Genomic DNA, 26,789 nt, shown 5'->3' on the forward strand with positions numbered 1-26,789 from the left:
GGTGTGCACCCCTGGGCCCGCAGCGTCTGCCGAAGCGGCGACTTACCTCTGGTAGTGCTTGGTCGGCGAGCAGTTGTCCGGGTTCAGCGAGCCCTTGTCACGGCAGACGCGTATGTACGCGTCGTCGGTGTGGAGCGCGGCGCCGTCCCAGTTCAACTGGTCGAAGTGAACGGTCTTCTTCTGCTTGCCGTTGTACCGGCTCCAGTCGTAGCCCTCGACGCGCACCTGCATGTAGACGTTGTGACCGTCCCCGTTGTCGGTGTCGTCCAGGCTCAGCGCCGGTACCGCGATTTCCTCCCGTTTTTTCTTCCCCCCTGGCTGGTCATGGCCAGGGATCGACGGGAGAGTAACAGCCGTTAACAGCGAAGGCACAGCTGATTTTGATCAAGCCACGACAAGCGCGACTTTCGGCCACTCGGCGCCCGACTCACCCCGGCCAGACGATCGCCTGCACCTCGCTGTAGGCGTGCAGTGCGTACGAGCCGACGTCGCGGCCCACTCCGCTCTTCTTGAAGCCGCCGAACGGGGCCTCCATGTTGCGGCCGACGGTGTTGACGCCGACGCCGCCGGCGCGCAGCCGCCGGGCGACGCGGAAGGCGCGGGCCACGTCGCCGGACCAGACGTAGTCGATGAGGCCGTAGTCGCTGTCGTTGGCCAGGGCCACGCCCTCGTCCTCCTCGTCGAAGGGGATGACGACGACCACCGGGCCGAAGATCTCCTCCCGGGCGACCCGCATGTCGTTCGTGCAGTCCGCCAGCACGGTCGGGCCGACGTAGAAGCCTCTGTCGGGGAGGCGGTCTCGTCCCTCCGTACCGAGGACCGTCGCGCCCTCCTTCCGGCCGAGCTCGACGTACGACTCGACGCGGTCCCGGTGCGCCGCGGAGATCAGCGGGCCGACCACCGTGTCCCGTTCCCTCGGGTCGCCGACCTTCAACCGGGCCGCGTAGGCGGTCAGTTGTTCCACGACACGCCCGTACACCCCGCGCTGTGCCAGTACCCGCGTCGGGGCCGTGCAGATCTGGCCGCTGTAGAAGGAGAAGGTGGTGCCGATGCCGGCGACGGCCGAGCCGAGGTCCGCGTCGTCGAAGACGAGCGCCGCGCCCTTCCCGCCCAGCTCCATCAGCTGGCGTTTCATGTCGCGCCCGCACACCTCGGCGATCCGCTGCCCGACCGCCGTGGAGCCCGTGAAGCTCACCATGTCCACGTCCGGCGACTCCACGACGGCCTCGCCGACCGACACCGACCGCCCGGAGACGACGTTCACCACCCCGCGCGGCGCCCCCGCCGCCTCCAGCGCCTCCGCCATCCGGTAGACGGACAGGGGGTCCTGCGGGGCGGGCTTCACGACCACCGTGTTGCCCATGGCGAGGGCGGGGGCGATCTTCCCGGCCGGGTTCGCCCAGGGGTTGTTGTACGAGGTAATGCAGGCGACGACGCCGACGGGCTGCCGTACGGCGAGCGCGCCCATCACGCCCGCCTTCCCCATCGGCCCCGCCTCGTTGATCTGCGGCGGGATCGCCCACTCGGCGGGCTCCACGCGCGCGTACCGCCGGAAACGGGCCGCGCCCACCCCCACCTGCATCCCGCGGGCCGTCCCCGTCGTGGCGCCGGTCTCCGCCTGGGCGAGGGAGGCGTACGGCTCCAGGTGTCCCCGGATGATGTCGGCGGCCCTCCCCAGCACGGCCGCCCGCTCCTCCGGTGCCGTACGCGACCACGGACCGAAGGCCTCCCGGGCCGCCGCACAGGCCGCGAGGGCCTGCTCCCGGGAGGCCTCCGGCGCCCCGCCGACGGTCTCCTCGGTCGCCGGGTCGGTCACCTCGTAGTGCCCGCCCTCCGGCTCGACCCACGCCCCGCCGACGAACAGCCGCTGCCCGTCGCCCCCTTGAGAAACCGGCCGGGAACTCACCGGGTGCTCACCGTCTCGGTGTCCCGCCCCGACCGCAGCACCCGTCCCGGCACCGCCCCGGTCACCTCGTCGTCGCGAATGGCCTCGACCCCGTTGACCCAGACGGCCCGTACACCCACCGCCTTGGAGTCCAGGCGCGGACTGTCACCCGGCAGGTCGTGCACCAGGGTGGCCTTGCCCGCGTCGACCCGCTCCGGGTCGAACAGGACGAGGTCCGCATGCCAGCCCTCCCGCACCCGCCCGCGCTCCCGCAGCCCGAACAGCCGCGCCGGGTCGTCTGTCAGCATCTTCACCGCCTGTTCGAGGCTCGCCAGCCGCCGCCCGCGCAGACAGTCCCCGAGGAACCTCGTGGTGTACGGCGCCCCGCACATGCGGTCCAGATGCGCGCCGGCGTCGGAGCCGCCGAGCATCACGTCCTCGTGCTGCCAGGCCTCCGCACGCATCGACCAGGAGGCCGGATCGTTGTCGGTGGGCATCGGCCACAGGACCGTACGCAGATCGTCGGCCACGCAGATCTCCACCAGACAGGAGAACGGGTCCAGCCCCCGCTCCCGCGCGATGTCCTCCACCACGCGCCCGGTGAGCCCCTCGTTCGCCGCGCTGTAGGTGTCGCCGATGACGTACCGCCCGAAGTTGGTCAGCCGCCGGAAGACGCCCGCCTCCCTGGACTCGGCCCGCCGCACCAGCTCGGCCCGCACGTCCGGATCCCCCAGGCGCTCGATCCGCTCCGGCACGGGCAGCCCCAGGATCTCCCCCCACCCGGGGATCAGATTCAGCGCGCAGAACGTCCCGAGGGACATGTTCATCGGCGTGAGGATCGGCATGGTGAGCGCCACCACCCGGCCCCCGGCCTTCCGCGCCCGCTCGCTCGCCACCAGCTGCCGCGGCACCCGCTCCGGCACGGCCGAGTCGATCGTCAGCACGTTCCAGTTGAGCGGCCGCCCGGCCGCCGCGCTCATCTCGACGAACAGATCGATCTCGGCGTCGCTGAACTGGTCCAGACACCCCGCGACGATCGCCTCGATCTGCGTCCCCTCGTGCTCACCGACGGCCCGGGACAGGGCCAGCAGCTCGTCCGGCCCCGCATGCCGCGAGGCGACGGGCTGCCCGTCCCCGTCCGAGTGCGTGGAGGACTGCGTGGTCGAGAACCCCCAGGCACCGGCGTCCATGGCCTCGTGCAGCAGCCGTACGATCGCGTCGAGCTGCTCCGCGCTCGGCTGCCCGCCGACCGCATCGGCCCCCATCACATACCGCCGCAGCGCACAGTGCCCCACCATGAACCCCGCGTTGACGGCGATCCGCCCCTCCAGCGCGTCCATATACTCCCCGAACGAACTCCAGCTCCACGGCGCCCCCTCCTCCAACGCCACCAGCGACATCCCCTCCACCTTGGACATCATCCGGCGGGTGTAGTCGGCGTCCGAGGGACGGGAAGGGTTCAACGGCGCGAGCGTGAACCCACAGTTCCCGGCGGCGACGGTCGTCACACCGTGGTTGAGGGAGGGGGTCGCGTACGGGTCCCAGAAGAGCTGGGCGTCGTAGTGGGTGTGCGGGTCGACGAACCCGGGGGCGAGGATGAGGCCGTGCGCGTCCTCGGAGGACCGGGCCTCCTCGGTGACGGTACCTATCACGGCTATTCGGCCGTCCCTGATACCGACGTCGGCGACATAGGCGGCCGCACCAGTCCCGTCGACGACGGTCGCTCCTTTGATGACGTGATCAAGCATGGGGTTCCCTTTTCAACTCCGTGACTGAAAAGGGGCGCGGGGAACTGCGCGACCAGCCACACTCCACCCGCACCCGCCGACGGCGATCAAGCGGCTTGACGGAACCGCGTTGTCCGGTGAACGGGATCCGTGTCGATCTTCGGGATCACGTGCTCCCCGATCAGCCGAATCGTCTGAAGCGTCTCCTCCTTCGGCACCCCCACCGGCAACCCGAACGACAACTGATCGGCCCCGGCCTGCTCCCACCGCTTGCACTGCCGCAGCACCTCGTCCGGATCCCCGCAGATCAGCAGCTCCTCCTCCACGAGCAGCTCCACGAACTCCGGCGTGTACTCGGGCAGCGTCTCCGGCCACTCCGGGAAGCCCTCGGGCCGGGGGAACGTGTCGTGGTACCGGAACACGAGCGAGGGCAGATAGTGGAGCCCACCGTTCACGGCGATGGAGATCGCCTCGTCATGCGTGGGCGCGCAGATCGCCGTGGTCGTCACCATCACGTTGTCGTTGACGAAGTCCCCGACGGGTTCCGCGTTGACGATCGCCGTCTTGTACTTCTCCAGCACCCACTCCATGTCGGAGACCTTCTGGATGCTGAACCCCAGGACGCCGAGCCCCTTCCTGGCCGCCATCTCGTACGACGGCGGCGACCCGGCCGCGTACCACATCGCCGGATGCGACTTGCCGTACGGCTTGGGCAGCACCTTGCGCGGCGGGAGCTGCCAGTGCTTGCCCTGGAAGCCGACGTACTCGTCCTGGAGCCACATCTTGGGGAACTCGGCGATGGTCTCTTCCCAGATCTCCTTGGTGTAGTTCATGTCGGTCACCCCCGGTATGAACCCGAGGATCTCGTGCGAGCCGGCACCGCGCCCGCTGCCGAACTCGAAGCGGTTCTCGGAGAGGTGGTCGAGCATGGCGACCTTCTCGGCGACCTTCACGGGGTGGTTCACCTGGGCGAGGGGGTTGAAGATGCCCGATCCGAGGTGGATCCGTTCCGTCGCGTGGGCGAGGTAGGCGAGGAACACCTCGTTGGCGGAGAGGTGCGAGTACTCCTCCAGGAAGTGGTGCTCCGACGCCCAGGCGTACTTGAAGCCGGACCTGTCCGCCTGGATGACGTACTCGGTCTCCTCCATCAGCGCCTTGTGCTCGGCGAGGGGGTCGGTCTCGGCGCGCTTGCCCACGTATCCCTGTACGAAGAGCCCGAATTCCAAGGCGGTTCACCGTCCCAAGTCCAGGTGGTCCTGCTGGTGGTCCTGCTGAGTCCTACGACTTTCTGACGTACCATCAGAAAGGTCAATAGCTGACAGCCCGTCAGATGACACTGACCCCCGCCAGCCATCCCCCGTCGATCACGAACGGCTGCCCCGTGATGTACGAGGAGTCCTCCGAGGTGAGGAACAGCGCCAGCCGGGCCACCTCCTCGGCCCGTCCGATCCGGCCCAGCGGCACGAGCTTGCGGTAGAGCTGGTCCAGGGCCCGGGTGGTCTCCTCGGGGTCGGCGTCGGGGTCCAGCCGGGCCGGGTTGGACATCGCGGTGTCGATGGCGCCGGGGCACACCGCGTTGACCCGGATACGGCGGGGCGCCAGCTCCAGGGCGGCGACCCGGGTGAGGCCGAGCACGGCGTGCTTGGTCGCCGCGTAGGCACCGACGGCCGCCATGCCGGTGAGCCCGGTGTAGGAGGCGGTGTTGACGATGGTGCCGCCGTCGGCGAGCTGGGGCGCGACCGTGCGTACGCCCAGGAAGCAGCCGACCTGGTTGACCTGGACGACCTGCATGAACTCGTCGAGGGGGGTGTCGACGAGGGCGTTGAAGCGCAGGATCCCGGCGTTGTTGACCAGCCCGTCGAGATGGCCGTACGTCTCCTTGGCGGCCCGTACGGCGGCTGTCCACTGCTCCTCGCGGCCGACGTCGAGATGGACGTAGAGGGCGTCGATCTCCTCGGCGAGGGCGCGGCCCTGGTCGTCGAGGACGTCGGCGACGACGACCCGGGCGCCCTCTTCCCGGAACAGCCGCGCCTCCTGTTCGCCCTGCCCGCGCGCGGCGCCGGTGACCAGGACGACTCTTCCGTTGAGCTTGCCCATGTCAGTCTCCTCGGAGGCGCGGGGCCACCTCGGCCCCGAACGCCGTGATCTGGTCGGTGAGTTCGGCGCGGTCGCGGCAGCGGAAGCGGACCTGGATCTGGTCCACGCCCATCGCCGGGTAGGCGCGCAGGGAGTCGGCGAGGGCCTCGGGGGGTCCGGTGAGGGTGCGGCGGCCGGTGTCCCAGGCGGGGGTGCCGACGTAGAGGGGTTCGGTGATGGCGCCGACGGTGAAGGGGGTCTCGCGGTCGCCGCGCAGCCGCCGTATCCGCTCGATCTGGGCGGGCAGCCGGTCCCGGGGGTCGCCCTGGGGCAGCCAGCCGTCGCCCTTGAGGGCGGCCCGGCGGACCGCCGCCGGGGAGGAGCCGCCGACCCACAGGGGCACCCGTGCCTGGGCGGGCCGGGGGCGCTGGCCGAGCCCCTCGAAGTCGTACCGCTTGCCGTGGTGGACGGGGAACTCCTCCGGTCCCAGCGCGGCCCGCAGCGCGTCGACCGTCTCGTCCAGTACGGCGCCCCGCTGCTCGAAGTCGGCCCCGAGCGCCTCGAACTCCTCCCGTACGTGTCCGGCGCCGACCCCGAGGATCAGCCGGCCGCCGGAGAGCGCGTCCAGGGTGGCGTACTGCTTGGCGGTGACGAGGGGGTGACGCAGTCCGACCACCGCGACATGGCTGAGCAGCCGGACGCGCTCGGTGACGGCGGCGAGGTGGGCGAGGGTGGCCACGGGGTCGTACCAGACCGTGCTCATCGCGTCCGCAAGACGGCGCGGGATCGCGACGTGGTCGCAGCAGGCCACGTAGGCGAAACCGGCGCGGTCGGCGGCCCGCGCGATCTCGACGAGATCGGCGGGACCGGCGCCCGCCTCCCACGGTTCGGCGTAGATCGTGGACTGGGACTGGACGGGGAGCTGGATGCCGTACATCACCAAGGGACCCACCTGCCTGACGGTATGTCAGCTACGGACGCGCGCCCCCATCGTCCTCACTGACGCACCGTCAGGCAAGAGACGGGGAGGGGACGCCGCGGCCCCGCGGCCCCGCAGCAGATCACGCCCCGAGGCAGATCACGCCCCCGGCCCGGCGGCCCTCCGGCGGCGGCGCTCCCGCGCGCGCGGGTGGACCGTGACATACAGCCCTGCCGCACCCGCGCCGATCACACCGAGGACCGCGGCGAGCCGTCCCCACATCGGGGCGCTCTCACCCAGCAGGAACACCGCCGCGTCCAGCGCGAACGACACCACCGTGAACACGGCGAGCGCCGAGGCCACCCGGTTGAGCCGGTTGTCCAGCTCCTCCGTCCGCTGCATCGACGACGCCGTCATCGAGCTGCTCACATAGCTGAGCAGTCGGTCCGCCCGCTCCTGGGTGCCGTCGAGCCCGATGACCTCGCGCGCGGCGAGATAGGTGGCCCGGTGGTCCTGCGCGGACTCGATGCGGTAGCCGTCCAGGTGGTAGAAGCCCGCCCAGATGCCGTCCAGGAAGTGCCGGAAGGCGTGCACGTCGGCCCGGTCGGGATGGGTCCCGGCCAGGTCGACGAGGATCTCGCGACCGGCCAGCAGCGCGCCCACGAGCAGCGACTGCTGCGCCACCGCGATGTCGGTCGGCTCGGTGATCGTCAGCAGCTCGCCGATCGGGGTCGCCGGGTCGCGGTCCCAGGCGTACGTGAAGGGCAGCAGGACCCGGCAGGCCGGGCCGAGGGTCAGCTCGGGCACCCGGGGATCGGGTGCCCACGGCGGGTCCTGCGTCACGAAGTGGCAGTTGTACCGGACCGAGCGCCGGTCGATCGGCGACTCGTCGGCGCCGAGCTCCCGGTCCGGTCTCAGACGCAGGCCGCGCACCAGGCCGCTGCCGACCGAGGCGTTCAGCATGGCGGTCAGGATCGGCGCGTCCGCCTCCCGCAACGCGTCGTTGACCCGCGCGTCGAGGTCGAACAGCGACAGCTCCCGCAGGTCCTGCTCGTGCCGCAGCGCGTAGACGACGAGCACGGACCCGCCGCTCAGGATGCGGGCATGGCAGCCCACGATCTCTATCCCGGACAGCGCTATCCCCGACAGCGACATCCCGGACTGCGATATCCCCGACAGCGCCATCTCGGTCAGGTCGATCTCCACGGTCGCGTCGTGGTTGTACGACAGTGACCCGAGCCGCCCGGGGACCGGTCGCAATTCGCCCAGCCCGGGGACCAGGACCGAACCCCGGGTGAGATCGGGCGAGCCGTAGTGGAAGGGGTACGCCCTGCTCTGCAGATGCAGCACCGCCGGCGATGCCTCGGTCATGCCGCGGAGCCCCAGGACACCGCCACATACTCGGGAATCAGGTCGCTCTCCGGGACCTCCACCCGGTCCAGGTAGCGACGCTGCAGCGACTCGGGGCCGTGGTCCTCGACCGGCGGGCCGCCCAGCAGGCCGGGCAGCTCGTCGTGGGTCAGATAGCTGGCGTCCTCCGGGACCTGGTGGCGGCGGAACCAGAGCCGCTGGTCGGCGAGGACCCGGTTGCCGGCCGCCCCGGCGGGCCAGTAGCTGACGGCGGTGACCGCGTGCCCGTCCAGCTCGGCACCGAAGCGCGCCACCGCCCGCGCTTCGTCGGGCGGAAGGTAGAAGACCAGGCCCTCGGCCACGTACGCCACCGGCCGCCCGGCGGCGATCTCGCGCACCGCCGCGGCGACCGCCTCACGGCCGGCCGGGGTCCCGAGGTCGGCGGCCAGATGGCGCACGTCCCGGCGTGGGATCACGCCCGCGTCCATGAGTTCGGCGGCGCGCAGCCGCTTGGCCTCGACCATCGTGGGCAGGTCGACCTCGAGCGCCGTACGGAAGGGCAGCAGCCACGGGTAGGAGGAGAAGCCCGCGCCACAGACGACGAGCACGGTGTCGGGGTCCTTGACCAGGGCCTGTTCGAGGGTGTCGGCGATGTATCTGCCGCGCAGCGAGACCACCAGGTCGTCGTAGGGGTACACCTCGCCGGCGAACTCCTCCCACAGGGCGCGGACGCCGCCGCGCTCGTCGTTCGGAATCCAGGCGGCCGCCAGCGGGTCGCGGGCGAGCTCGGGCCGGCGGGCGCGCGACTCGTTGACGAGGTACGCGGTCCGCTCCACTCCATAGCGCATGCACGTATGCAATCACCTTTGCGATCAATGTCAACCAGGCGCGGAATGGGGCGACTTGGGGCGAAGAGGGGGGCGCGAGCCACGACCTGGAACGCGCCCTTTCCGGCTATGCGCCCGGCCAGAGGCCGTCGTCCGTGAGCCCCAGCAGGTCGATGGCGTTGCCCCGGACGATCCGTTCGACGACCTCCGCGTCCAGGTGGCCCATCTGGGCCTCGCCGACCTCCCTGGACTTGGGCCAGGTGGAGTCGGAGTGGGGGTAGTCGGTCTCGTAGAGGACGTTGGCGAGGCCGATGGAGTCCAGGCTGCGCAGGCCGAAGGCGTCGTCGAAGAAGCAGCCGTAGACGTGGTCGGCGAAGAGCTCGGACGGGGGCCGGTGGACCTTGTCGGCGACGCCGCCCCAGCCGCGGTTCTCCTCCCACACCACGTCGGCGCGCTCCAGGATGTAGGGGATCCACCCGATCTGGCCCTCGGCGTACATCACCTTCAGGTTCGGGAAGCGTTCGAACTTGCCGCTCATCAGCCAGTCGACCATCGAGAAGCAGCAGTTGGCGAAGGTGATGGTGGAGCCGACGGCGGGCGGGGCGTCCGCCGAGGTGGAGGGCATCCGGCTCGACGAGCCGATGTGCATGGCGACGACCGTGCCGGTCTCGTCGCAGGCGGCGAGGAACGGGTCCCAGTATTCGGTGTGGACCGAGGGCAGGCCGAGGTGCGGGGGTATCTCGGAGAAGGCGACGGCGCGGACGCCGCGTGCGGCGTTGCGGCGGACCTCGGCGGCGGCGAGTTCGGCGTCCCAGAGGGGGATGAGGGTGAGCGGGATCAGCCGGCCCCGCGCCTGCGGGCCGCACCACTCCTCCACCATCCAGTCGTTGTAGGCCTGGACGCAGAGCAGGCCCAGCTCGTGGTCGGCGGCCTCGGTGAAGGTCTGGCCGCAGAAGCGCGGGAAGGTGGGGAAACAGACGGCCGACTGGACGTGGTTGACGTCCATGTCGGCGAGCCGGGAGGGGACGTCGTAGGAGCCGGGGCGCATCTGCTCGTAGGTGATGACCTCCAGCTTGATCTCGTCCCGGCTGAAGCCGACGGCGGTGTCGAGGCGGGTGAGGGGGCGCTTGAGGTCCTCGTAGACCCACCAGTCGCCGAGGGGGCCGTCGTCGCCGGGGTCGCCCATGACGGGCTTGAAGTGGCCGCCGAGGAAGGTCATCTCCTTCAGTGGGGCGCGCACGATGCGCGGGCCGGTGTCGAGGTGCTTCTTCGGGAGGCGGTCCTGCCAGACGGTGGGGGGTTCGACGGTGTGGTCGTCGACGGAGATGATCAGCGGGAGGGGGGTCGCGGTGCCGGATGTGGTCTCCATGGTCTCCATGGGGGCACGGTAGCGCCGATCTGACGGTCCGTCAGCTGTCCTGTCGGCTGTATCAGCTGTCCCGTCGGCTGTATCAGACGGGGTCGAAGTTGATCGACTGTGTGGAGAGGTGTGCGTCCTGGATGTGAGGACTGTGTGGAGTCACGCGTGTCGTCCGGAATCGGCGCCCCGCGCGGCTGACGACTCCGGTACGGACAAGGCAAGATGAACCGGTAGTTCGGATGTCTGAGGGAGCCCTGATGGACCACCGCGTAGGACCCGGCGGCCCGCGCGTGCCGGAGCAGAGGCGTCCCGGCTCCTCCGAGGAACCGGCGGCGCTCGGCTTCGACGTGCTCGGCCCGGTGCGCGCACGACGCGGCGAGGAGCAGCTGAACACCGGCTCCCCCCAGCAGCGGGCGCTGCTGGCCGCCCTGTTGCTGCGCGAGGGCCGTACGGCGACGGCGGGCGAGCTGATCGACGCGCTGTGGGGCGAGGAGCCTCCCTCGCAGGCGCTGGCGGCGGTACGGACGTACGCCTCGCGGCTGCGGAAGGTGCTGGACCCCGGGGTCCTGGTGAGCGAGTCCGGCGGGTACGCCGTACGCGGGCTCGGCGAGGGCGCCCTGGATCTGGCGGTGGCGCAGGAGTGGGCCGCCGAGGCGGAGAAGGCGCGCACGTCCGGGGATCTGGCGCGGGCCCGGGAGGGGCTCAACCGGGTGCTGGGGCTGTGGGACGGGGAGGCCCTCGCCGGGGTCCCCGGGCCGTACGCGGAGGCCCAGCGGGTCCGGCTGGAGGAGTGGCGGCTGGGGCTGCTGGAGTCCCGGCTGGACCTCGACCTGGAGCTGGGCTGCCACACGGAGGCGGTCTCGGAGCTGACGGCGCTGACGGCCGCGCATCCGCTGCGCGAGCGGCTGCGGGAGCTGCTGATGCTGGCGCTGTACCGCGGCGGGCGGCAGGCGGAGGCGCTGGCGGTGTACGCGGACACGCGGCGGCTGCTGGCGGAGGAGCTGGGGGTGGACCCGCGCGCCGGGCTGCGCGAGCTGCAGCGCCGTATCCTCCAGGCGGACCCGGAGCTGGCCGAACCGTCGGCCTCGCCGGCCGAGGCGGGGGTCGTACGGGTGCGCCCCGCGCAACTGCCCGCGACCGTCCCCGACTTCACGGGCCGCGCGTCCTTCGTGGCCGAGCTGAGCGAGGTGCTGGCGGCGGCCAGTGGGGGTGAGGGCGCGGGCCGGGTGATGGCGGTGTCGGCGCTCGCGGGCATCGGGGGCGTCGGCAAGACGACCCTCGCCGTGCACGTGGCCCATCGGGCCCGCGCGGCCTTCCCCGACGGGCAGCTCTACGTCGACCTTCAGGGCGCCGGGGCGCGGGCCGCGGAGCCGGAGACCGTCCTCGGCTCCTTCCTGCGTGCCCTCGGCACGGCGGACTCGGCGATCCCGGACTCCCTGGAGGACCGCGCGGCCCTGTACCGGTCGGTGCTGGACGGCCGCCGGGTCCTGGTCCTCCTCGACAACGCCAGGGACGCGGCCCAGGTACGGCCGCTGCTGCCGGGCACGGAGGGCTGCGCGGCCCTGGTCACCTCCCGGGTCCGGATGGTCGACCTGGCGGGCGCGCACCTGGTGGACCTGGACGTGATGTCCCCCGACGAGGCCCTCGCGCTGTTCACCCGCATCGTCGGCGAGGAGCGCGTGGCCTCCGAACGGGACGCCGCGTTGGACGTGGTGGCGGCCTGCGGCTTCCTGCCGCTGGCGATCCGTATCGCCGCCTCCCGCCTGGCGGCCCGCCGCACCTGGACGGTCGCGGTCCTCGCGGCCAAGCTCGGGGACGAGCGGCGGCGGCTGGACGAACTCCAGGCGGGTGACCTGGCGGTCAAGGCGACCTTCGAACTCGGCTACGGCGCCCTGGACCCGGCCCAGGCCCGGGCGTTCCGCCTGCTGGGGCTGGCGGACGGGCCGGACGTCTCGGTGGCGGCGGCCGCGGCGATTCTGGACCTGCCCGTGGAGGACGCGGAGGACCTGCTGGAGTCCCTGGTCGACACGTCCCTGCTGGAGTCGGCGGCTCACGGCCGCTACCGCTACCACGATCTGGTGCGGCTCTACGCGCGTGCCTGCGCGGAGCGGGACGAGTGGCCGCCGAGTGAGCGGGGCGCGGCTCTGTCACGGTTGCTGGACTTCTATCTGGCGACGGCGGCGGGGGTCTACGCGCTGGAGCGGCCCGGGGACCGGCTGGTGGAGCATCTGGCGGTCACCGAGTATCCGGGGCTGGTGTTCGAGGGCCCGCACGGGGCTCAGGACTGGTTGTACACCGAGGCCAACTGCCTTCTGGCCTGCGTCCGTCAGTCCGGCGGCGCCGCGACGCTGAGGAGAGCGGTCGATCTCCTCTGGGCGAGCAAGGACCTCGCCGAATCCGGTGCCAACGCGCGTCAGTACGAGGTGGCGGCACTGAGCCTGCGGGACGCGGCACGGGAGACGGGAGACATCCGCGCCGAGGGCCGGGCGCGCACCGCCCTGACCAACGCGCACCTCGTCGCGGGCCGCTTCAAGGAGGCGGACGACGAAGCCAGGCAGGCCATGGAACTGGCCGCGCGGGCCGACGACCCGCTGCCCAGCTGCTGGGCCCCGAACGACCGCGGCATCATCGCCATCTACGAGAACCGGCACGCCGACGGCGAACGCTATCTCCTGCAGGCGATCGACAACTTCCGGTCCGACGGCAACGACGTCGGCGAGGCGAGCGCCCTGTGCAACCTGTCCCGGATCCACCTGGCCACCGGCCGCACGACCGACGCCATCGAACTCGCCCAGCAGGGCATCGACATCTACGACCGCATGGGCCTGACGCTACGACTGGCCAACGGCCGCTACGCGCTGGGCATGGCCCTGACGCAGGCAGGCCGGCTGTCCGAGGCACTGGCACAGCTCACCGAGGCGCTGGCCCTCTTCCATGACAACCGCCAGCCCCTGTGGGAGGGCGTCACCCACTTCCGTATCGCCGAGGCGCATCTGGCGGCTCGGCGGCCGACGCTCGCCGCGAGCCACGCGGAGCAGGCGATCGCCCTGCGGGGAATCGGCGGTGAGTGGCGACGCGGTACGGTCCTCACCGTGCTGGGCCGGGCGCTGTCGGCGATGGACCAGCCGGACAGGGCCAAGGCGTGCTGGCAGGAAGCCCTCTCCATCTACGAGCGGCTGGGCTCGTCCGAGGTCACGGAAGTGCGTGCGCTGCTGGCCCCCGCGGCGGCGGTGTAGGGCGCGCGACACGACCTGGGGGCGGGTCCGGCGCGACCGTTCATCATTCGTTTATCGCGGCTCGGCAGTCTTGGCTCCGTCGATCCGTCGCGTCGGGGGGCAGACGGGTCGTCAGGAGGCCGCCCCATTAGGGTGAGCGGCCGAACGCTGCCCGCCCGGCAGCACTCGGGGGAGTCGCCGGGCGGGCCGCTCCCGTCCCGTTTGAACTGAGACTTTGCCGGAGTTGAGATGAGCCAGGCCGAAGAGAACGACGTCATCAAGCCGTTGGACAACCACGCGTCCGTGGTGGAGGAGGGTGTCCTCGCCACCGCCGTGGCGGAGGAGACCGCCGTGGCGGCGGAGGAGACCTCCGGGGACGAGATCACCACCATGGACAACCACGCGTCGGGCGGTGCGGCGAACCTGCTGGACAACCACGCCTCGGGCGAGACGGCCTGACACGGGCCACATCCCCGGGGGAAGCACGGCCGCGGTGGCGCGGAGGGGGAGCCACCGCGGCCGGCGCGTGTCCCGGGCCGGGCCTCCCAGCACCTCGGAGCCCGTGGCTCTCAGGCCCTCCCCCGCAGCTCCCTCTTCAGCACCTTCCCGCTCGCGTTCCGCGGCAGCTCCCCCACGAACTCCACCGACCTCGGCACCTTGTAGTTCGCCATCTCGCGGCGGGCCCAGGCGATGAGGTCGTCGGCGGTGAGGACCGCGCCGGAGCGGCGGACCACGTAGGCCCTGCCGACCTCGCCGAGGCGGGGGTCCGGGACGCCGACGACGGCCACGTCCGTCACGTCCGGGTGCAGGCCGAGGAGTTGCTCTATCTCCGCCGGGTACGCGTTGAAGCCGCCGACGATGAACATGTCCTTCAGCCGGTCGGTGATACGCAGGTTGCCGGCCGCGTCCAGGACGCCGATGTCGCCCGTGCGCAGCCAGCCGTCCGGGGTCAGGACCTCGGCCGTGGCCGCCTGGTCCTCGTAGTAGCCGCGCATGACGTTGAAACCGCGGACCAGTACCTCCCCTGGCTGTCCGGGAGGCGCCTCCACCCGTACCTCCGTGCCGGGAATCGCGCGGCCCGAGGTCGAGGCGATCACCGTGGGGTCGTCGCCCCGCCGGCACATCGTGACGATGCCGCTCGCCTCCGAGAGGCCGTACGCCGTGAGGACCGTCTCGACGCCGAGTTCGCCGCGCAGGCGTTCGACGAGTCGTAGGGGCACCACGGCCGCGCCCGTCACGACCAGCCGCAGGGAGGAGAGGTCGTAGGTGTCCCTCGACGCGTGGTCCAGCAGGGACTGGTGGAGCGTGGGCGGCCCGGGGAGGACCGAGACGCGCTCCGCCGCCAGGTTCGCCAGGACCGTGTCCACGTTGAACACCGGCTGGGGGATCATCGTCGCGCCCCGCATCAGACAGGCGATCACGCCCGCCTTGTAGCCGAAGGTGTGGAAGAAGGGGTTGACGATGAGGTAGCGGTCGCCGTGGCGGAGGCCTGCCAGGTCGCTCCACACCTCGTACGCCCGCAGCGTCTGCGCGTGGGTGATCACCGCGCCCTTGGGGCGGCCCGTCGTGCCCGAGGTGAAGACGAGGTCCGAGGGCTGGTCCCCGCGGACGGAGTCCGCCCGTGCCCGCACCTCCCCCGCGCCGATCCCCTCCCCGCTCGCGAGGAAGTCCTTCCAGGTGCGGAAGTCCGCCGGGGCGTCGTCGGAGAGGACGACCACCTGCTCCAGGGCGGGGAGGCCGGGGAGGGGACCGCGGCCTCCGGAGGGGCCGTCGCCGGCGGCGCGGCGCAGTGACGCCACGTACGAGGTACCGAGGAACGTGCCCGTCACGAACAGCAGCCGCGCCCCGCTCCGGCGCAGCACGTCCGCCGCCTCCGTCCCCTTGAAGCGGGTGTTGAGCGGCACCAGCACCGCGCCCGCCGACACCGCGCCCAGCGCCGCGACCATCCAGTCCAGGGAGTTCGGGGCCCAGATGCCGACCCGGTCGCCCGCCCGCACCCCGTTCGCCAGGCAGGCCGCCGCCGCACGCTCCACCCGGGCGCCGAGTTCGCCGTACGGGATCCGGGTCCGGCCCTCGACCACCGCCTCGGTGTCCGCGTACCGCTCGGCCGCCCGGCGCACCAGTCCGGGAATCGTCCCCCACTCCATGTCACCGCGCATGACCGACCTCCCCAGTAGCTGACTACCCGTCAGATTAGCGGTAACCTGACGGGCTGTCAGCCGTGATGACACCCTGTTACCTGCCTTGCGGAGGTGCGTGCAGCGTGACCCTCAAGGACGCCACCGCGATCGTCGGCATCGGCCAGACGCGGTTCGCCAAGCACCTCCCCGAGAGCGAGAAGGCCCTCGCCTGCCGGGCCGTCCTCGCGGCGCTCGACGACGCCGGGATCGCACCGGGCGAGGTCGACGCGCTCGCCTCCTACACCATGGAGGAGACCGACGAGGTCGAGCTGGCCAAGGCGGTCGGGTTCGGGGATCTGACCTTCTTCACCAAGGTCGGCTTCGGGGGCGGGGGTTCGTGCGCGACCGTCGCGCATCTGGCCGCCGCCATCGCCTCCGGGCAGGCGAGCGTCGGCGTCGCGTGGCGGGCCCGGAAACGGGGCAGCGGGCCGCGCCCGTGGACCAGCACGGCCGTCCAACTCCCCACCCCCGCCCAGTGGACCCGCCCCTACGGCCTGCTCCGCCCGGCCGACGAGATAGCCATGCTGGCCCGCCGCTACATGCACGAGTACGGCGCGACCCGGGACCACCTCTTCAACGTGGCCCTCGCCTGCCGCAACCGGGCCAACCAGAACCCCGCCGCGATCATGTACGACCGCCCCCTCACCCGCGAGATGTACATGACCGCCCGCTGGATCAGCGAGCCCCTGTGCCTGTACGACAACTGCCTGGAGACGGACGGGGCGCTGGCCTGTGTGATAGTCGGCCGGGAGCGGGCCCGCGACTGCCGGCAGCGGCCGGTGTACGTCCACTCCGCCGCGCAGGGGCTGCCCGCCCAGCACCACGGCATGGTCAACTACTGGAACGACGACCCGCTGACCGGCCCGGCGTGGACGGCTGCCCGACACCTCTGGAAGCACTCCGACGTCACCCCCGCCGACGTCGACGTCGCCCAGATCTACGACGCTTTCACCGCGCTCGTCCCGCTCTCCCTGGAGGGCTACGGCTTCTGCGGCCGGGGCGAGGGCGGCGCGTTCACCGAGGGCGGCGCCCTGGAGATCGGCGGCCGGCTGCCCCTCAACACCGGCGGGGGCGGCCTCAGCGAGGCGTACGTGCACGGCTTCAACCTCGTCAACGAGGGCGTACGGCAACTGCGCGGCACCAGCACGGCCCAGGTCCCCGACGCCGCGACCTGCCTGGTCACGGCGGGCGAGGGCGTCCCGACCTCCGCCCTCCTCCTCAGGAGCTGACCCATGCTGACCCCGGTCACCGACCCCGACGGCGCCCCCTTCTGGCAGTACGCCGCCCAGGGCGAACTCCGCGTCCAGACCTGCGCCGACTGCGCCGAGCCCCGCTTCCCGCCCCGCCCCTGCTGCCCGCACTGCCAGTCCTTCGCGAGCGAGTGGCGGCCGACGTCCGGACGGGGCCGTATCTGGTCGTACGTCGTCCCGCACCCGCCCCTGCTCCCCGACTACGCGGCGCAGGCCCCGTACAACGTGATCCTCGTCGAACTCGCCGACGCCCCCCGGATCCGCCTGGTCGGCAACCTCGTACGGCACGCGGGGGCGCCGCTGGACTCGCTCCCTCCCGACCGGGTCCGCATCGGCGCCCGGGTGCAGGCGGTCTTCACCGCCGAGGGGCTGGTGCAGTGGGTTCTGGAGCGGCCGTGAGCGTGACGCTGGAGGTGTCCAAGGAGACCGGGGTCGCCGTCGTCACCCTGGACCGCCCGCACAGGCTGAACGCCATCGACCTCGACACGGCGAGGCGGCTCGCGGAGGTGTGGCGGGGTCTGCGCTTCGACGACACCGTACGGACCGTGGTCCTCACCGGGTCGGGCACGCGGGCCTTCAGCACGGGCCTGGACCGGGACTCCGTCGTCCCGCAGCCCGACTCCCCCTACATGCAGGACGACCCCCTCCTCACCATCGGCCCCAAGGCGAACGACCTCTGGAAGCCGGTGATCGCCGCCGTGGAGGGCATGGCCTGCGGAGGCGCCTTCTACCTCCTCGGCGAGTGCGAGTTCGTCGTGGCGGGCGAGGACGCCGTCTTCTTCGACCCGCACACCACCTACGGGATGGTCAGCGCCTACGAGTCCGTCCTGATGGCCCAGCGGATGCCCTACGGCGAGGTCGCGCGGATGATGCTGATGGGCACCGCCGAACGGATCTCCGCCCGGCGGGCCCACGACATCGGACTGGTCTCCGAACTCACCGACTCCGGCGAGGCGTTGGGGGCCGCCATCGCCTGTGCCGCCGTCATCGCCGGGTATCCGGCCGCCGGTGTCCAGGGCACGGTACGGGCGCTGTGGTCGGCGAAGGAGGCGGCGCGCGGGGCGGGCTGGGCCCAGGCACCTCACCTCATCGCCCTGGGCAACCTGCCCACCGAGCAACAGGCGGAGCTGTTCGGGGGGCGGTCGGGGGCGAAGCCGCGGATCCGCTGAGCGGCGGACCGCGTCAGGGGCTGAGGTCCAGGGTGCGCACCGGATACTCCTTCCACATGTGCGGCCTGGTGGTCGCGATCACCGCGCCATCGGGTCGCTCGGGGCTGGGTCGGGCGGCATGGAGAGTGTGGGCGTCGGCCCACGTGCTCGCCCGGGCCACCGACAGTGCGGCCGGCAGATCCAGGTCGACGAACGCGATGCCGGGCAGGGCGGCGATGTGCTCCGCGGTGCCCGGCCGCGCCCGGTCGGCCTCGACCAGAGCACACACGGTGGCGTACAGGAACCAGCCCGACTCGTCGTGAGCGCGGTGGATCAGTCGGGAAGCCAGGAAATTGCCCCGCCCGGCGGCGACCATCGCGCTCTCGTCGAGGAACACATGCACATCACGAGTCACGCGGCACCCGCCTCGGCGATACGGCGGTCCAACTCGGCATCCAGCTCGGCCCGCTCGTCCTCGTCGGGGTCGTAGCCGTTCCACTCTCGCAGCACTGCCTGCGCCTTCTCCGCCCGTTCGGCCCGCTCCGCCGGGGTGAGCAAGGTCTCGGCGAGCCGAGCCAGGTAGGAGCGTAGGGACAGCCCTTCCGCAGCAGCTATCTCGGCAAGCCGGTCGCGGGCCTCGGCGGGGATGCGGACGTTGGAGTCAGCCATGGTGCGGGTCCCTTTCATCGGCCCGGGTACGGGTACGGGTACGTACCCGCGGCATTAGCTTAGCCTGACTCCCTCGATGACGCCGACGCGCTCAGCCGGAAAGGCGCCGCGCCGCGGGGCAGCAGCAGCGGGGTCGCCAGGAGGAGTACGCCGGCCAGGGCTATGGCCGTGCGCGGGCCGAGGAGGGCGCCCAGTACGCCCCAGAGAGCCGTCAGGAGGGCGGTCGAGGCTCTGGTCGTCACCGCCCAGGCGGTCAGGGTGCGGGCGACCCGGTCGGTCGGGGTGCGTTCGAGGCGGTAGGTGGCACAGACGGGGTTGAAGACACCGCAGCAGAAGATCAGCCCGAGTTCGACGCCCATCACCAGCAGCAGCCCTCCGGTGCCCGGCCCCGGGAAGGCCAGGCCGAGCGGCCAGAGCGCGCGCAGCGCCCCGGCCGCGACCAGGATCCGGCGCTGTCCGAACCGCGTGACGAGCGGTGGGGCCAGCCGGGAACCGAGGAGCCCGCCGATCGAGGGCGCGGCGAAGGCCAGGCCGTACTGCCACGGCGCGAACCCGAGCCGGCCGAGCATCAGGACGGCCAGCAGCGGCTGTGCGGCCATCACCAGGCCGTTGAACAGGGCGGTGTTGAAGAACAGGGGGCGCAGTGTCGCGTCGGCGAGGATGTACCGCCAGCCGTCGAGCAGGTCCCGGGCCCGCATGTGCGTGGCTTCGCGGCGCTCGGACCGTGGCTCTTGGCCGCCCGTCGCGCGGATACCCAGGGCCGAGAGCAGGTAGCTGACCGCGTCGGCCGCCACCGTCGCCACCGGGCCGAGGAGCCCGATCGCGGCACCGCCCAGCGGCGGTCCGATGATGGTCGCCGTCCAGGACGTGGACTCGAACCGGGCGTTCGCGACGAGCAGGTCCTCGGCCGGCAGCAGCGTCTTCAGGTACGCGCCGGAGGCGGCGCGGAAGGTGATGTCGGCCGCCGCGACGACGACCGAGACCAGCAGGAGCTGGACGAAGGTGAGCGCGCCGAGCGCGTACGCGGCGGGGACCGTCATCAGCGCCGCGCACCGCACCAGGTCCGCCCCGATCAGCACCTGCCGCTTGCGGCGGAACTCCACCCACGGCCCCAGCGGCACCGCGACGGCCGCGCCGACCGCCGCGCCCACGGAGGACAGCGCCGCGACCTCCGCCGGCCCGGCGCGCAGCACCTGGACGGCGATCAGCGGGAACGCGCCGAAGGCGAGCCAGGTGCCGAGCGCGCTGGTCCCGTACGCTGCCCAGAGCCACCCGAACGGCCGCCCGAGCCGACGTGCCTTCCGCATGTCCGATGCTCCCCCTGCCCTCACCCGCACAACCGATCGGCGATCAGCGACGGGTTCGGCGATCGGCTCGGAAGCATCAAAGCGAGCCCTGCCTCCTGGGATCAAACAACCAGAGCACCACCCCGCCACAACCAATGGTTGTAGCTCTAGGCTGGCGGCCATGGACCTCGACACCGTCCGGACGTTCGTCGCCGCCGCCGACGCGGGGCAGTTCCAGGAGGCCGCGGCCGAGCTGGCGGTCACCCAGCAGGCCGTCTCCAAGCGCATCGCCGCGCTGGAGCGCAGCCTCGGCGTGCGACTGTTCACCCGCACGCCACGCGGTGCCGAACTCACCATCGACGGGCAGGCGTTCCTGCCCCACGCCCGGGAGCTGCTGCGGGTGGCCGAGCGCGCGGTCGCGTCCGTGCGCACCGGCCGCCGTCCGCTGCGCGTCGACATGATCGCCTCGCGCGGCGCGGCATCGGGCCTGTTGCGCGGCTTCCACGACGCCCACCCCGAGATCGAGCTCGACGTGGTGATGCTGTTCGACGTCGACACGGCTGTCGCCGCCATCCGCTCCGGCACGATCGACGCGTCCTTCCGCGCCGTCGGCGTGCCCGGCCGGCCCCTTCCCGAGGACATCGAGTCGGTCCGGGTGCTGGACGAGCCGCTCCAGCTCCTCACCGGCCCCGCCCACGCGCTGGCGTCCGCCCGGTCGGTGACCGTCGGCCGGCTCGCCGGGCACCGGATCTGGATGCCCGGCATCGTCCCCGGCACCGAGTGGGCCGCCTACTACGACGACCTCGTCGCCGAGTTCGGCCTCACCATCGAGGCGACCGGCCCCAACTTCGGCTCCGACGTACTCCTGGACACCGTCGCCGACACCCCGGCCCTGGCCACCTTCATGGGCGAGCACACCCGCCTCGTCTGGCCCGCCGGCCACGGCCTGCGCCGCATCCCGGTGACCGACCCGACGCCCGTTTACCCGCACTCACTCATCTGGCACCGCGACAACCCCCACCCGGCCCTGGCCACCCTCCGGGCCCACCTCACGGCCACAGCGCCCGGCCACGACGCCGCGGGGACCTGGCGGCCGGGCTGGGTGACTCCGCGCTGAAGAGCGTGTTCAACTCGCCTTCACCACCAGGACGCGAAGCCCCACTTCCGTCCCTCCGGGCAGCCTCCTAATCTCAAGTGTCTTTGATCGTGCACATGACGACCGGCCACGGCCGGGCCCCACGCGTCCGATCCGCCATCTGACTCCTCGTCGAAAGGCGACTGCCCATGCGTCCCCTGTATCCCATGCGTCCCCTGCGTCCTCCTCATCGGCCGCGCACCGCAAGACGGTTAGGCACCCGATCCGCCGTCGCCCTGCTGACCGCCGCGCTCGCCCTCGCCGCGCCCTTCCCGGCCACCGCGGCCAGCACGGCCACTGCGGCCACCGCGGCCGACGGACCGCCGGAGCGGCCCTCCTCGCTCGTGGACCCCCTGATCGGATCCGCGAACGGCGGCAACACCTATCCCGGCGCCACCCTCCCCTACGGGATGATCGCCTGGTCCCCGACCAGCACGACGGGCGACCAGACCAGTACGGGGGCCGCCAACGGCTACCAGTACAACGCCACCCGGATCCGGGGCCTCAGCCTGACCCACGTCAACGGTGCGGGCTGCAACCCCGGCGCCGCGGGCGACGTACCGATCATGCCGTTCGTCGGCGACGTCACGTCCTCGCCCTCGGCGGACACCAAGGACGCCGTCTACGCCGCCGACTTCTCGCACACCGACGAGGCCGCCGTACCCGGCCGCTACACCCTCGGCCTCAAGTCCGGTGCCGGCGCCGACCTGGCCGTCAGCAAGCGCGCGGGGGTCGCCGACTTCACGTTCCCCGCCGACCGCCCGGCCAGTCTGCTCTTCCGCGTCTCCAACTCCCTCAACGGCAGCGAGGACGCGCACGTCGACATCGACGCCGCCCACCGCAAGGTGACCGGCTGGGTGCTCACCGGCGCCTTCTGCGGCCGCCGCGCCAACGGCGGGACCAACAACCGCAAGAGCTACTACAAGCTGTACTTCAGCGCGTCCTTCGACCGCGCCTTCTCGTCGGTCGGCACCTGGAAGGACGGCACGCTCTCCCCGGGAGCGACGTCCGCCTCCGGAGGCGAGGGATACGCGACGGGCGCGGACCGCGCGGGACGCGGCTCCGGCGGCTGGGTGGGCTTCGACACGACCTCTGACAACGATGTCCACATGCGGATCGGCATCTCGTACGTGAGCCTCGACGGCGCCGAGGCCAACCTCCGCGACGAGATCGAGCCGGACGCGAGCGTGGCCGACACGGCCGAGGCCGGGGCACGCGCCTGGGACCGCGAACTGCGGACCGTCCGGATCGACGGCGGCAGCACGGCCCGCCGCCAGACCTTCTACACCGCGCTCTACCACGCGCTCATGCAGCCGAACCTGATCAGCGACGCCGACGGCCGCTACCGGGGGATGGACCAGGCCGTCCACCGGCTGGCACGCGGGCAGCGGGCGCAGTACAGCAACTTCTCCGGCTGGGACCAGTACCGGGCCCAGATACAGCTGCTCGCCCTGCTGAAGCCCACCGTGGCGGGCGACTTCGCCCAGTCCCTCTACAACTTCGCCCGGCAGAACAACGGGGTCTGGGACCGCTGGGTGCACATCAGCGGCGCCACCCACGTCATGACCGGTGACCCGTCGGCGGCGACGCTGGCCACCTTCTACGCCATGGGCGTGCGCAACTTCGACTACGAGGGCGCCTTCGACTCGCTGGTCCGCCAGGCCACCGTGCCCCACCCCGACGGTCTCTCGGACGCCGGCTGCCCCGGTCAGTGCGTGGGCCAGCGGCCCAACCTGGCGCAGTACCTCACCTCCCACTACGCCGCCCAGGACGTGTGCCACTGCTGGGGCGGCGCCGCCGAGACCCTGGAGGACGCCGTCGCCGACTCCGCCCTGGCGAAGTGGGCGAGGCTGCTGGGGCGGGACGCGGAGGCCGAGGCCTTCACCGAGCGCGCCGCCTACTGGCGCAACGTCTTCAACCCCGTCGCCACCGCCGACGGCGGCTACATCCAGGCACGCGACCTCGACGGCTCCTGGGTGACACCCTTCGCCCCGGGCAGCGACCTCGGCTTCGCCCAGGGCACCAGCGCCACGTACACCTGGATGGTGCCGCAGGACGTGCGGGGTCTCGCGGACGCCATGGGCGGCCGTGAGGTGGCCGCCGCCCGCCTGGACGGCTTCTTCCACAAGGCGGACGGCTCCTGGTCGGTGCGCGGCGGCGACCCACTGCGCTACGACCCGACCAACGAACCCGGCATCCACGCCCCCTGGCTCTACAACGCCCTCGGACAGCCCTGGAAGACGCAGGCGACGGTGCGCCAGATCCTCGACACGGTGTACGGCACCGGCCCCTCGGGCCTGCCCGGCAACGACGACCTGGGCACCATGTCCGCCTGGTACGTCTTCTCCGCCCTGGGCCTCTACCCCCGGACCCCGGGCAGCGCGTCCATGCTGCTGGGCGCCCCGGTCTTCCCGCACACGGTGATCGACCGGGCCGGCCGCGAGGACATCACGATCACGGCACCCGACGCCGACGACACCCACCTGTACATCGACGCCGTACGCCTCGACGGGCACGCCCACCGGCAGTCCTGGACGAACGCCCGCCTGGCCCTCTCGGGAGGCACCCTCACCTACCACCTGACCGACCAGCCCGACACCGCGTGGGCGACCGACCCGACCGACCTCCCGAACTGACACCCGGACCCGGCGGCGCCGAGCAGACCGTTTCCGCGGTCAGGCGTCGCCGGTGTCGGTCGGTGTCACCTCACCGAGCATGGCGAGGGTCAACACGTTGCCGCCGATGCCCCAGCCGCCGTCGGCGACCTCCTCGACCAGAACCATGGTGTTGTCGCGGGCGCGCTCGCCGTAGATCTCGACGTACAGCTCGGTGGTACGGGTGACGATCTCCTCCTTCTGCTTCGGGGTGAGGGTCTTCTCGGGGACCTTGAAGTTCGCGAAGGGCATGGCTGTCGTTCCTTCTCTCATGGGATGTCAGATGATTCCGCAGTTGGCACGGACGACCTGTCCGTTGCCCCAGTGGCCGGCCGGGGAGGCCAGGAAGTGGTCTCGCCGTCGCCCAGCTGCGTCCTCCACGATCGGCCGGTCCCCCGCCCCCAGCCAGGGCTGCGTCCACCCAGGGGATGCCACCCCCTGGCTACGGCCCGGCATGCGAACGACCATGGAAGGGTGAACCTTCCACAACTCGGTGCCTTCCTCAGGACCCGCCGCGACCGCATCCGCCCCGCCGAGGTCGGTCTCCCCCACGGCCCGCGCCGCCGCGTCCCCGGGCTGCGCCGCGAGGAAGTCGCCCAGCTGGCAGGGCTGTCGGCCGACTACTACACCGAGTTGGAACGCGGCAGCGCCAAGCACCGCGTACAGCCCTCGGCCCAGACCCTGGCCGCCCTCGCCCGAGCCCTGCGCCTGACCGGCGACGAACGCGACCACCTGTTTCACCTGGCCGAACGGCCGATCCCCCCGTCGGCGCACGGATCGTCGGCACACGTGCAGCCCGCGCTTCTCGGGCTGTTGGACCGGCTGTCCAACACGCCCGCGCGCGTCATCACCGACCTGCACGAGACGCTGGTGGAGAACGACCTGGCCCTGAACCTGCTCGGCAGGTCCCCGGCACACCGCGGCCCGACGGCGAGCTTCGTGTACCGCTGGTTCACCGACCCGCGGACGCGCGAGATCCACCCGCCCGAGGATCACCCGCACCACTCCCGGGTGTTCGTGACCGACCTCCAGGCAGCGGCCGCCCGGCGCGGCCGGGACACGGAGGTCACGAAGATGATCGCCGTACTACGCCGCCGCAGCCAGGAGTTCGCGGCTCTCTGGGACACCCACGACGTCGCGGTGCGCCGCATGGACCACAAGAAGATCATCCACCCGACGCTCGGCGTCATCGAACTCGACTGCTACAACCTGCTCAGCGAGGACGGCCGCCAACGCCTGCTGTGGTTCACCGCACCCCCCGGAAGCCGAGCAGCCGAACAACTGGCCCTGCTGTCCGTCATAGGAACCCAGGACCTCGACATCACCGAGGCCACGACACCGGAGCGCTTGCCTGCGCCGGAATCCAGCGCGCAGCACTGAACCGCGCACCGGCGGCTCAGCCGGTGTCCTACGGCGAGGTCGCGCGGATGATTGTTTCGCCCTGTCACGGCCAGGTGCGCTCGCCGTTCGACCCGGGGAAAGTGTGTGCTCAGTCTCAGCGACACGCCGTGCAGACGGCATGTCGCTGAGACTCTCGCAACACAAAGAGCCGCCAGCCGGATTCGCCCGACACTGAGTGGCACCCATGGTCGTTTGGGTGAGTGATCCGCTCCTCGTCGGCCACGTCCTGTCCGTCGTCTCAGGCGGCAAGGCGCACCACTGCCTGGCACAGCGCGTCGACCTGCTCGGGTGTCATGTCGAAGCCGTACGCGATGTCCTCGACGCTCTCCCCGGCCTCCCACAGGTCGGTGATCGCGTCGACCGCGACGCGATTGGCGGCCACGACAGGCCTGCCGTGCCCGAACCTCGGGTCGATCACGACGGGGACGGACTCCGGGTACTGCCTGAGTCGCAGACTCGAGGGGAAGTCGTCGTCGGGCTCCCAGTTCAGTTGACATGCTCCTCGGGCTGAAGCCCGAGGATTCTGGCCGTCCCTACGGGGTGCTGTGCCGCTACGCGGCACAGTTTCCTGTAGGGATTCCGTGGCTTCCTGTTTCTTCGCGCTGTGCCAGGACGAGTCCCGGTCTTACCCGCGCTCGGCAGGCTGTCACCGCCAGTCCGGCGGCCTGTTTCACGTTCTGTGCGGCGTTCACGTCGCGGTCGTGGAAGGTCCCGCAGGCGGGGCAGGTCCACTCGCGCACGTCGAGGGGTTTGGGACCGTCGCGATGGCCGCAGGTGGAGCAGACCTGGCTGGTCGGCTCGAACCGGTCGATCTTGATGAAGGTGCGGCCGTACCGTTCGGCCTTGTACGCGAGCATGGTCACGAACTGTGACCAGCCCGCGTCGTGCACGCTCTTGGCCAGCCTCGTGCGCGCCAGTCCCTTGACCGCCAGGTCCTCCACCGCGACCGCTTGGTTCTCGCGGATCAGCTTCGTGGAGAGCTGGTGGTGGAACTCGCGGCGCGCGTCGGCGACCTTCGCGTGCGCCCTGGCGACCTTCACTCTCGCCTTCTCGCGGTTCTTCGATCCCTTCCGCTTGCGGGCAAGGTCCTTCTGAGCCTTCTTCAGCTTCTTCTCCGCCCGGCGCAGAAACCGCGGGGAGCCGATCTTCGTACCGTCGGAGAGGACCGCGAAGTGGGTCAGCCCCAGGTCGACACCGACGCTCTGGGTGGTGGCGGGCCAACAGTATCCAGAACGTGATGACTCGTGTACGCAGACAAGAACGGACCAGTCGTGCTGACAGGAACGACCGTATGCGCAGGGCAGTTCGTCTCCTCGCCGCGAGGTGCGCAGCTCGCCCGGCGGCTCGCCGTGCGGTGCATGGAGGAGTGGGGCTACCCGCCGGAGACCGACGCGTCGTGCGCGGTCGCCCTGGTCGTCGGTGAGCTCGCCGCGAACGCCGTGCGGCACGGGCGGGTGCCGGGCCGGGATTTCGGCCTGCGGCTCGCCCTCGACACGGCTGCGGGCCTGGTGCGTATCGAGGTCGCGGACGCCGCCTCCACGAAGCGGCCGCCCGCGGCCCCGCCCTCGTCGTGCCCCGAGGGCGAGTCCGGTCGGGGGCTGCTACTGGTGGATGCCCTGGCTGTGCGCTGGGGGTCGTCGGATCGGTGTCCCCTGGGCAAGACCGTGTGGGCAGAGGTGCCTGTCCAGGGGGCGGCTCGTTGAGAGA

General features: G+C 71.7%; 24 protein-coding genes and 1 pseudogene. 9 read left to right on the plus strand and 16 right to left on the minus strand.

Annotation, left to right across the window (positions count from 1 at the left end):
- Positions 1–42 precede the first annotated feature (42 nt).
- The 9 genes from ACLZN2_RS30830 to ACLZN2_RS30870 all read right to left on the minus strand — a co-directional run bounded on the left by ACLZN2_RS30830 (position 43) and on the right by ACLZN2_RS30870 (position 10,162).
- Positions 43–231, minus strand: coding sequence for a hypothetical protein (locus ACLZN2_RS30830; RefSeq protein ID WP_416982671.1), 189 nt, complete (start codon positions 229–231; stop codon positions 43–45).
- Between the two features lie 196 nt (positions 232–427).
- Positions 428–1,906, minus strand: a complete 1,479-nt coding sequence (locus tag ACLZN2_RS30835) for an aldehyde dehydrogenase family protein (protein ID WP_416982672.1) — start codon at positions 1,904–1,906, stop codon at positions 428–430.
- Positions 1,903–3,633 carry an N-acyl-D-amino-acid deacylase family protein gene (locus ACLZN2_RS30840; RefSeq protein ID WP_416982673.1) on the minus strand — a complete coding sequence of 577 codons (1,731 nt, stop codon included), beginning with the start codon at positions 3,631–3,633 and terminating at the stop codon, positions 1,903–1,905. Before ACLZN2_RS30840 ends, ACLZN2_RS30835 begins: the two co-directional genes overlap by 4 nt.
- A gap of 86 nt (positions 3,634–3,719) precedes the next feature.
- Positions 3,720–4,838 (minus strand): LLM class flavin-dependent oxidoreductase, encoded by a 1,119-nt coding sequence (locus tag ACLZN2_RS30845; protein ID WP_416982674.1) that lies wholly within the window; start codon positions 4,836–4,838, stop codon positions 3,720–3,722.
- 100 nt (positions 4,839–4,938) lie between these two features.
- The gene (locus tag ACLZN2_RS30850; RefSeq protein WP_416982675.1) at positions 4,939–5,709 is read right to left on the minus strand and encodes an SDR family NAD(P)-dependent oxidoreductase; all 771 of its coding nucleotides are present in this window, start codon (positions 5,707–5,709) and stop codon (positions 4,939–4,941) included.
- Position 5,710: 1 nt separating this feature from the next.
- Positions 5,711–6,625, minus strand: coding sequence for an LLM class F420-dependent oxidoreductase (locus tag ACLZN2_RS30855; protein WP_416982731.1), 915 nt, complete (start codon positions 6,623–6,625; stop codon positions 5,711–5,713).
- A gap of 141 nt (positions 6,626–6,766) precedes the next feature.
- Positions 6,767–7,978, minus strand: a complete 1,212-nt coding sequence (locus ACLZN2_RS30860; protein ID WP_416982676.1) for a hypothetical protein — start codon at positions 7,976–7,978, stop codon at positions 6,767–6,769.
- Positions 7,975–8,805: a class I SAM-dependent methyltransferase gene (locus ACLZN2_RS30865; protein ID WP_416982677.1), complete on the minus strand. Its 831-nt coding sequence runs from the start codon at positions 8,803–8,805 to the stop codon at positions 7,975–7,977. The genes ACLZN2_RS30860 and ACLZN2_RS30865 overlap by 4 nt, the downstream gene beginning before the upstream one ends.
- Positions 8,806–8,911: 106 nt before the next feature.
- Complete coding sequence (locus ACLZN2_RS30870; protein ID WP_416982678.1) at positions 8,912–10,162, minus strand: amidohydrolase family protein; 1,251 nt, start codon at positions 10,160–10,162, stop codon at positions 8,912–8,914.
- Positions 10,163–10,401: 239 nt separating this feature from the next.
- Between ACLZN2_RS30870 and ACLZN2_RS30875 the strand changes: the two genes are divergently transcribed.
- Both ACLZN2_RS30875 and ACLZN2_RS30880 read left to right on the plus strand, forming a co-directional pair.
- Complete coding sequence (locus ACLZN2_RS30875) at positions 10,402–13,380, plus strand: AfsR/SARP family transcriptional regulator (protein ID WP_416982679.1); 2,979 nt, start codon at positions 10,402–10,404, stop codon at positions 13,378–13,380.
- Between the two features lie 228 nt (positions 13,381–13,608).
- Positions 13,609–13,818 carry a sigma-like protein gene (locus tag ACLZN2_RS30880; protein ID WP_416982680.1) on the plus strand — a complete coding sequence of 70 codons (210 nt, stop codon included), beginning with the start codon at positions 13,609–13,611 and terminating at the stop codon, positions 13,816–13,818.
- A 110-nt stretch (positions 13,819–13,928) separates the two neighbouring features.
- Here the strand turns inward: ACLZN2_RS30880 and ACLZN2_RS30885 are convergent, their stop codons facing one another.
- Positions 13,929–15,518 (minus strand): FadD3 family acyl-CoA ligase, encoded by a 1,590-nt coding sequence (locus tag ACLZN2_RS30885; RefSeq protein WP_416982681.1) that lies wholly within the window; start codon positions 15,516–15,518, stop codon positions 13,929–13,931.
- Positions 15,519–15,622: 104 nt separating this feature from the next.
- Here ACLZN2_RS30885 and ACLZN2_RS30890 point away from each other — a divergent pair, with 104 nt between their 5' ends.
- From ACLZN2_RS30890 to ACLZN2_RS30900, 3 genes are read left to right on the plus strand one after another with little or no spacing between them, the layout of a single operon-like run.
- Positions 15,623–16,768, plus strand: a complete 1,146-nt coding sequence (locus ACLZN2_RS30890) for a lipid-transfer protein (protein WP_416982682.1) — start codon at positions 15,623–15,625, stop codon at positions 16,766–16,768.
- Between the two features lie 3 nt (positions 16,769–16,771).
- Positions 16,772–17,188, plus strand: coding sequence for a Zn-ribbon domain-containing OB-fold protein (locus ACLZN2_RS30895; protein ID WP_416982683.1), 417 nt, complete (start codon positions 16,772–16,774; stop codon positions 17,186–17,188).
- Positions 17,185–17,958 (plus strand): enoyl-CoA hydratase/isomerase family protein, encoded by a 774-nt coding sequence (locus ACLZN2_RS30900; protein ID WP_416982684.1) that lies wholly within the window; start codon positions 17,185–17,187, stop codon positions 17,956–17,958. The genes ACLZN2_RS30895 and ACLZN2_RS30900 overlap by 4 nt, the downstream gene beginning before the upstream one ends.
- Positions 17,959–17,971: 13 nt before the next feature.
- On the opposite strand, the gene ACLZN2_RS30905 is transcribed toward ACLZN2_RS30900, so the two are convergent.
- From ACLZN2_RS30905 to ACLZN2_RS30915, 3 genes are read right to left on the minus strand one after another with little or no spacing between them, the layout of a single operon-like run.
- Positions 17,972–18,313 carry a hypothetical protein gene (locus ACLZN2_RS30905; RefSeq protein ID WP_416982732.1) on the minus strand — a complete coding sequence of 114 codons (342 nt, stop codon included), beginning with the start codon at positions 18,311–18,313 and terminating at the stop codon, positions 17,972–17,974.
- A gap of 35 nt (positions 18,314–18,348) precedes the next feature.
- Positions 18,349–18,606 carry an Arc family DNA-binding protein gene (locus ACLZN2_RS30910; RefSeq protein ID WP_416982685.1) on the minus strand — a complete coding sequence of 86 codons (258 nt, stop codon included), beginning with the start codon at positions 18,604–18,606 and terminating at the stop codon, positions 18,349–18,351.
- A gap of 59 nt (positions 18,607–18,665) precedes the next feature.
- Entirely contained in the window at positions 18,666–19,913 is a 1,248-nt protein-coding gene (locus tag ACLZN2_RS30915) for an MFS transporter (RefSeq protein ID WP_416982686.1), read from the minus strand.
- 160 nt (positions 19,914–20,073) lie between these two features.
- Between ACLZN2_RS30915 and ACLZN2_RS30920 the strand changes: the two genes are divergently transcribed.
- Both ACLZN2_RS30920 and ACLZN2_RS30925 read left to right on the plus strand, forming a co-directional pair.
- Positions 20,074–21,009, plus strand: a complete 936-nt coding sequence (locus ACLZN2_RS30920; RefSeq protein ID WP_416982687.1) for a LysR family transcriptional regulator — start codon at positions 20,074–20,076, stop codon at positions 21,007–21,009.
- 185 nt (positions 21,010–21,194) lie between these two features.
- Positions 21,195–23,663: a GH92 family glycosyl hydrolase gene (locus tag ACLZN2_RS30925; RefSeq protein WP_416982688.1), complete on the plus strand. Its 2,469-nt coding sequence runs from the start codon at positions 21,195–21,197 to the stop codon at positions 23,661–23,663.
- A 39-nt stretch (positions 23,664–23,702) separates the two neighbouring features.
- On the opposite strand, the gene ACLZN2_RS30930 is transcribed toward ACLZN2_RS30925, so the two are convergent.
- Positions 23,703–23,933: a tautomerase family protein gene (locus ACLZN2_RS30930; protein WP_416982689.1), complete on the minus strand. Its 231-nt coding sequence runs from the start codon at positions 23,931–23,933 to the stop codon at positions 23,703–23,705.
- Between the two features lie 222 nt (positions 23,934–24,155).
- Between ACLZN2_RS30930 and ACLZN2_RS30935 the strand changes: the two genes are divergently transcribed.
- On the plus strand, positions 24,156–25,061 hold the full coding sequence (locus ACLZN2_RS30935; RefSeq protein WP_416982690.1) for a helix-turn-helix domain-containing protein: 906 nt from the start codon (positions 24,156–24,158) through the stop codon (positions 25,059–25,061).
- Positions 25,062–25,320: 259 nt separating this feature from the next.
- Here ACLZN2_RS30935 and ACLZN2_RS30940 read toward each other — a convergent pair whose 3' ends face one another.
- On the minus strand, positions 25,321–25,500 hold the full coding sequence (locus ACLZN2_RS30940; protein ID WP_416982691.1) for a DUF433 domain-containing protein: 180 nt from the start codon (positions 25,498–25,500) through the stop codon (positions 25,321–25,323).
- Between the two features lie 133 nt (positions 25,501–25,633).
- Positions 25,634–26,299 (minus strand): annotated as a pseudogene (locus ACLZN2_RS30945) (RNA-guided endonuclease TnpB family protein); the annotation flags it as partial.
- A 54-nt stretch (positions 26,300–26,353) separates the two neighbouring features.
- Between ACLZN2_RS30945 and ACLZN2_RS30950 the strand changes: the two are divergent.
- Positions 26,354–26,785 carry an ATP-binding protein gene (locus ACLZN2_RS30950; RefSeq protein ID WP_416982692.1) on the plus strand — a complete coding sequence of 144 codons (432 nt, stop codon included), beginning with the start codon at positions 26,354–26,356 and terminating at the stop codon, positions 26,783–26,785.
- The last annotated feature ends 4 nt before the right edge of the window (positions 26,786–26,789 follow it).

The sequence above is a fragment of the Streptomyces sp. T028 genome, assembly GCF_048159505.1.
Classification (GTDB): domain Bacteria; phylum Actinomycetota; class Actinomycetes; order Streptomycetales; family Streptomycetaceae; genus Streptomyces.

Bases quoted from the DNA above. Each gene is read 5' to 3' on its own strand.
- ACLZN2_RS30920 (WP_416982687.1), top strand. From the start codon at position 20,074: ATGGACCTCGACACCGTCCGGACGTTCGTCGCCGCCGCCGACGCGGGG.
- ACLZN2_RS30905 (WP_416982732.1), bottom strand. From the start codon at position 18,313: ATGGTCGCCGCCGGGCGGGGCAATTTCCTGGCTTCCCGACTGATCCAC.
- ACLZN2_RS30925 (WP_416982688.1), top strand. From the start codon at position 21,195: ATGCGTCCCCTGCGTCCTCCTCATCGGCCGCGCACCGCAAGACGGTTA.
- ACLZN2_RS30870 (WP_416982678.1), bottom strand. From the start codon at position 10,162: ATGGAGACCATGGAGACCACATCCGGCACCGCGACCCCCCTCCCGCTG.
- ACLZN2_RS30915 (WP_416982686.1), bottom strand. From the start codon at position 19,913: ATGCGGAAGGCACGTCGGCTCGGGCGGCCGTTCGGGTGGCTCTGGGCA.
- ACLZN2_RS30840 (WP_416982673.1), bottom strand. From the start codon at position 3,633: ATGCTTGATCACGTCATCAAAGGAGCGACCGTCGTCGACGGGACTGGT.
- ACLZN2_RS30855 (WP_416982731.1), bottom strand. From the start codon at position 6,625: ATGTACGGCATCCAGCTCCCCGTCCAGTCCCAGTCCACGATCTACGCC.
- ACLZN2_RS30860 (WP_416982676.1), bottom strand. From the start codon at position 7,978: ATGACCGAGGCATCGCCGGCGGTGCTGCATCTGCAGAGCAGGGCGTAC.
- ACLZN2_RS30880 (WP_416982680.1), top strand. From the start codon at position 13,609: ATGAGCCAGGCCGAAGAGAACGACGTCATCAAGCCGTTGGACAACCAC.
- ACLZN2_RS30875 (WP_416982679.1), top strand. From the start codon at position 10,402: ATGGACCACCGCGTAGGACCCGGCGGCCCGCGCGTGCCGGAGCAGAGG.
- ACLZN2_RS30830 (WP_416982671.1), bottom strand. From the start codon at position 231: ATGCAGGTGCGCGTCGAGGGCTACGACTGGAGCCGGTACAACGGCAAG.
- ACLZN2_RS30930 (WP_416982689.1), bottom strand. From the start codon at position 23,933: ATGCCCTTCGCGAACTTCAAGGTCCCCGAGAAGACCCTCACCCCGAAG.
- ACLZN2_RS30885 (WP_416982681.1), bottom strand. From the start codon at position 15,518: ATGCGCGGTGACATGGAGTGGGGGACGATTCCCGGACTGGTGCGCCGG.
- ACLZN2_RS30895 (WP_416982683.1), top strand. From the start codon at position 16,772: ATGCTGACCCCGGTCACCGACCCCGACGGCGCCCCCTTCTGGCAGTAC.
- ACLZN2_RS30910 (WP_416982685.1), bottom strand. From the start codon at position 18,606: ATGGCTGACTCCAACGTCCGCATCCCCGCCGAGGCCCGCGACCGGCTT.
- ACLZN2_RS30850 (WP_416982675.1), bottom strand. From the start codon at position 5,709: ATGGGCAAGCTCAACGGAAGAGTCGTCCTGGTCACCGGCGCCGCGCGC.
- ACLZN2_RS30865 (WP_416982677.1), bottom strand. From the start codon at position 8,805: ATGCGCTATGGAGTGGAGCGGACCGCGTACCTCGTCAACGAGTCGCGC.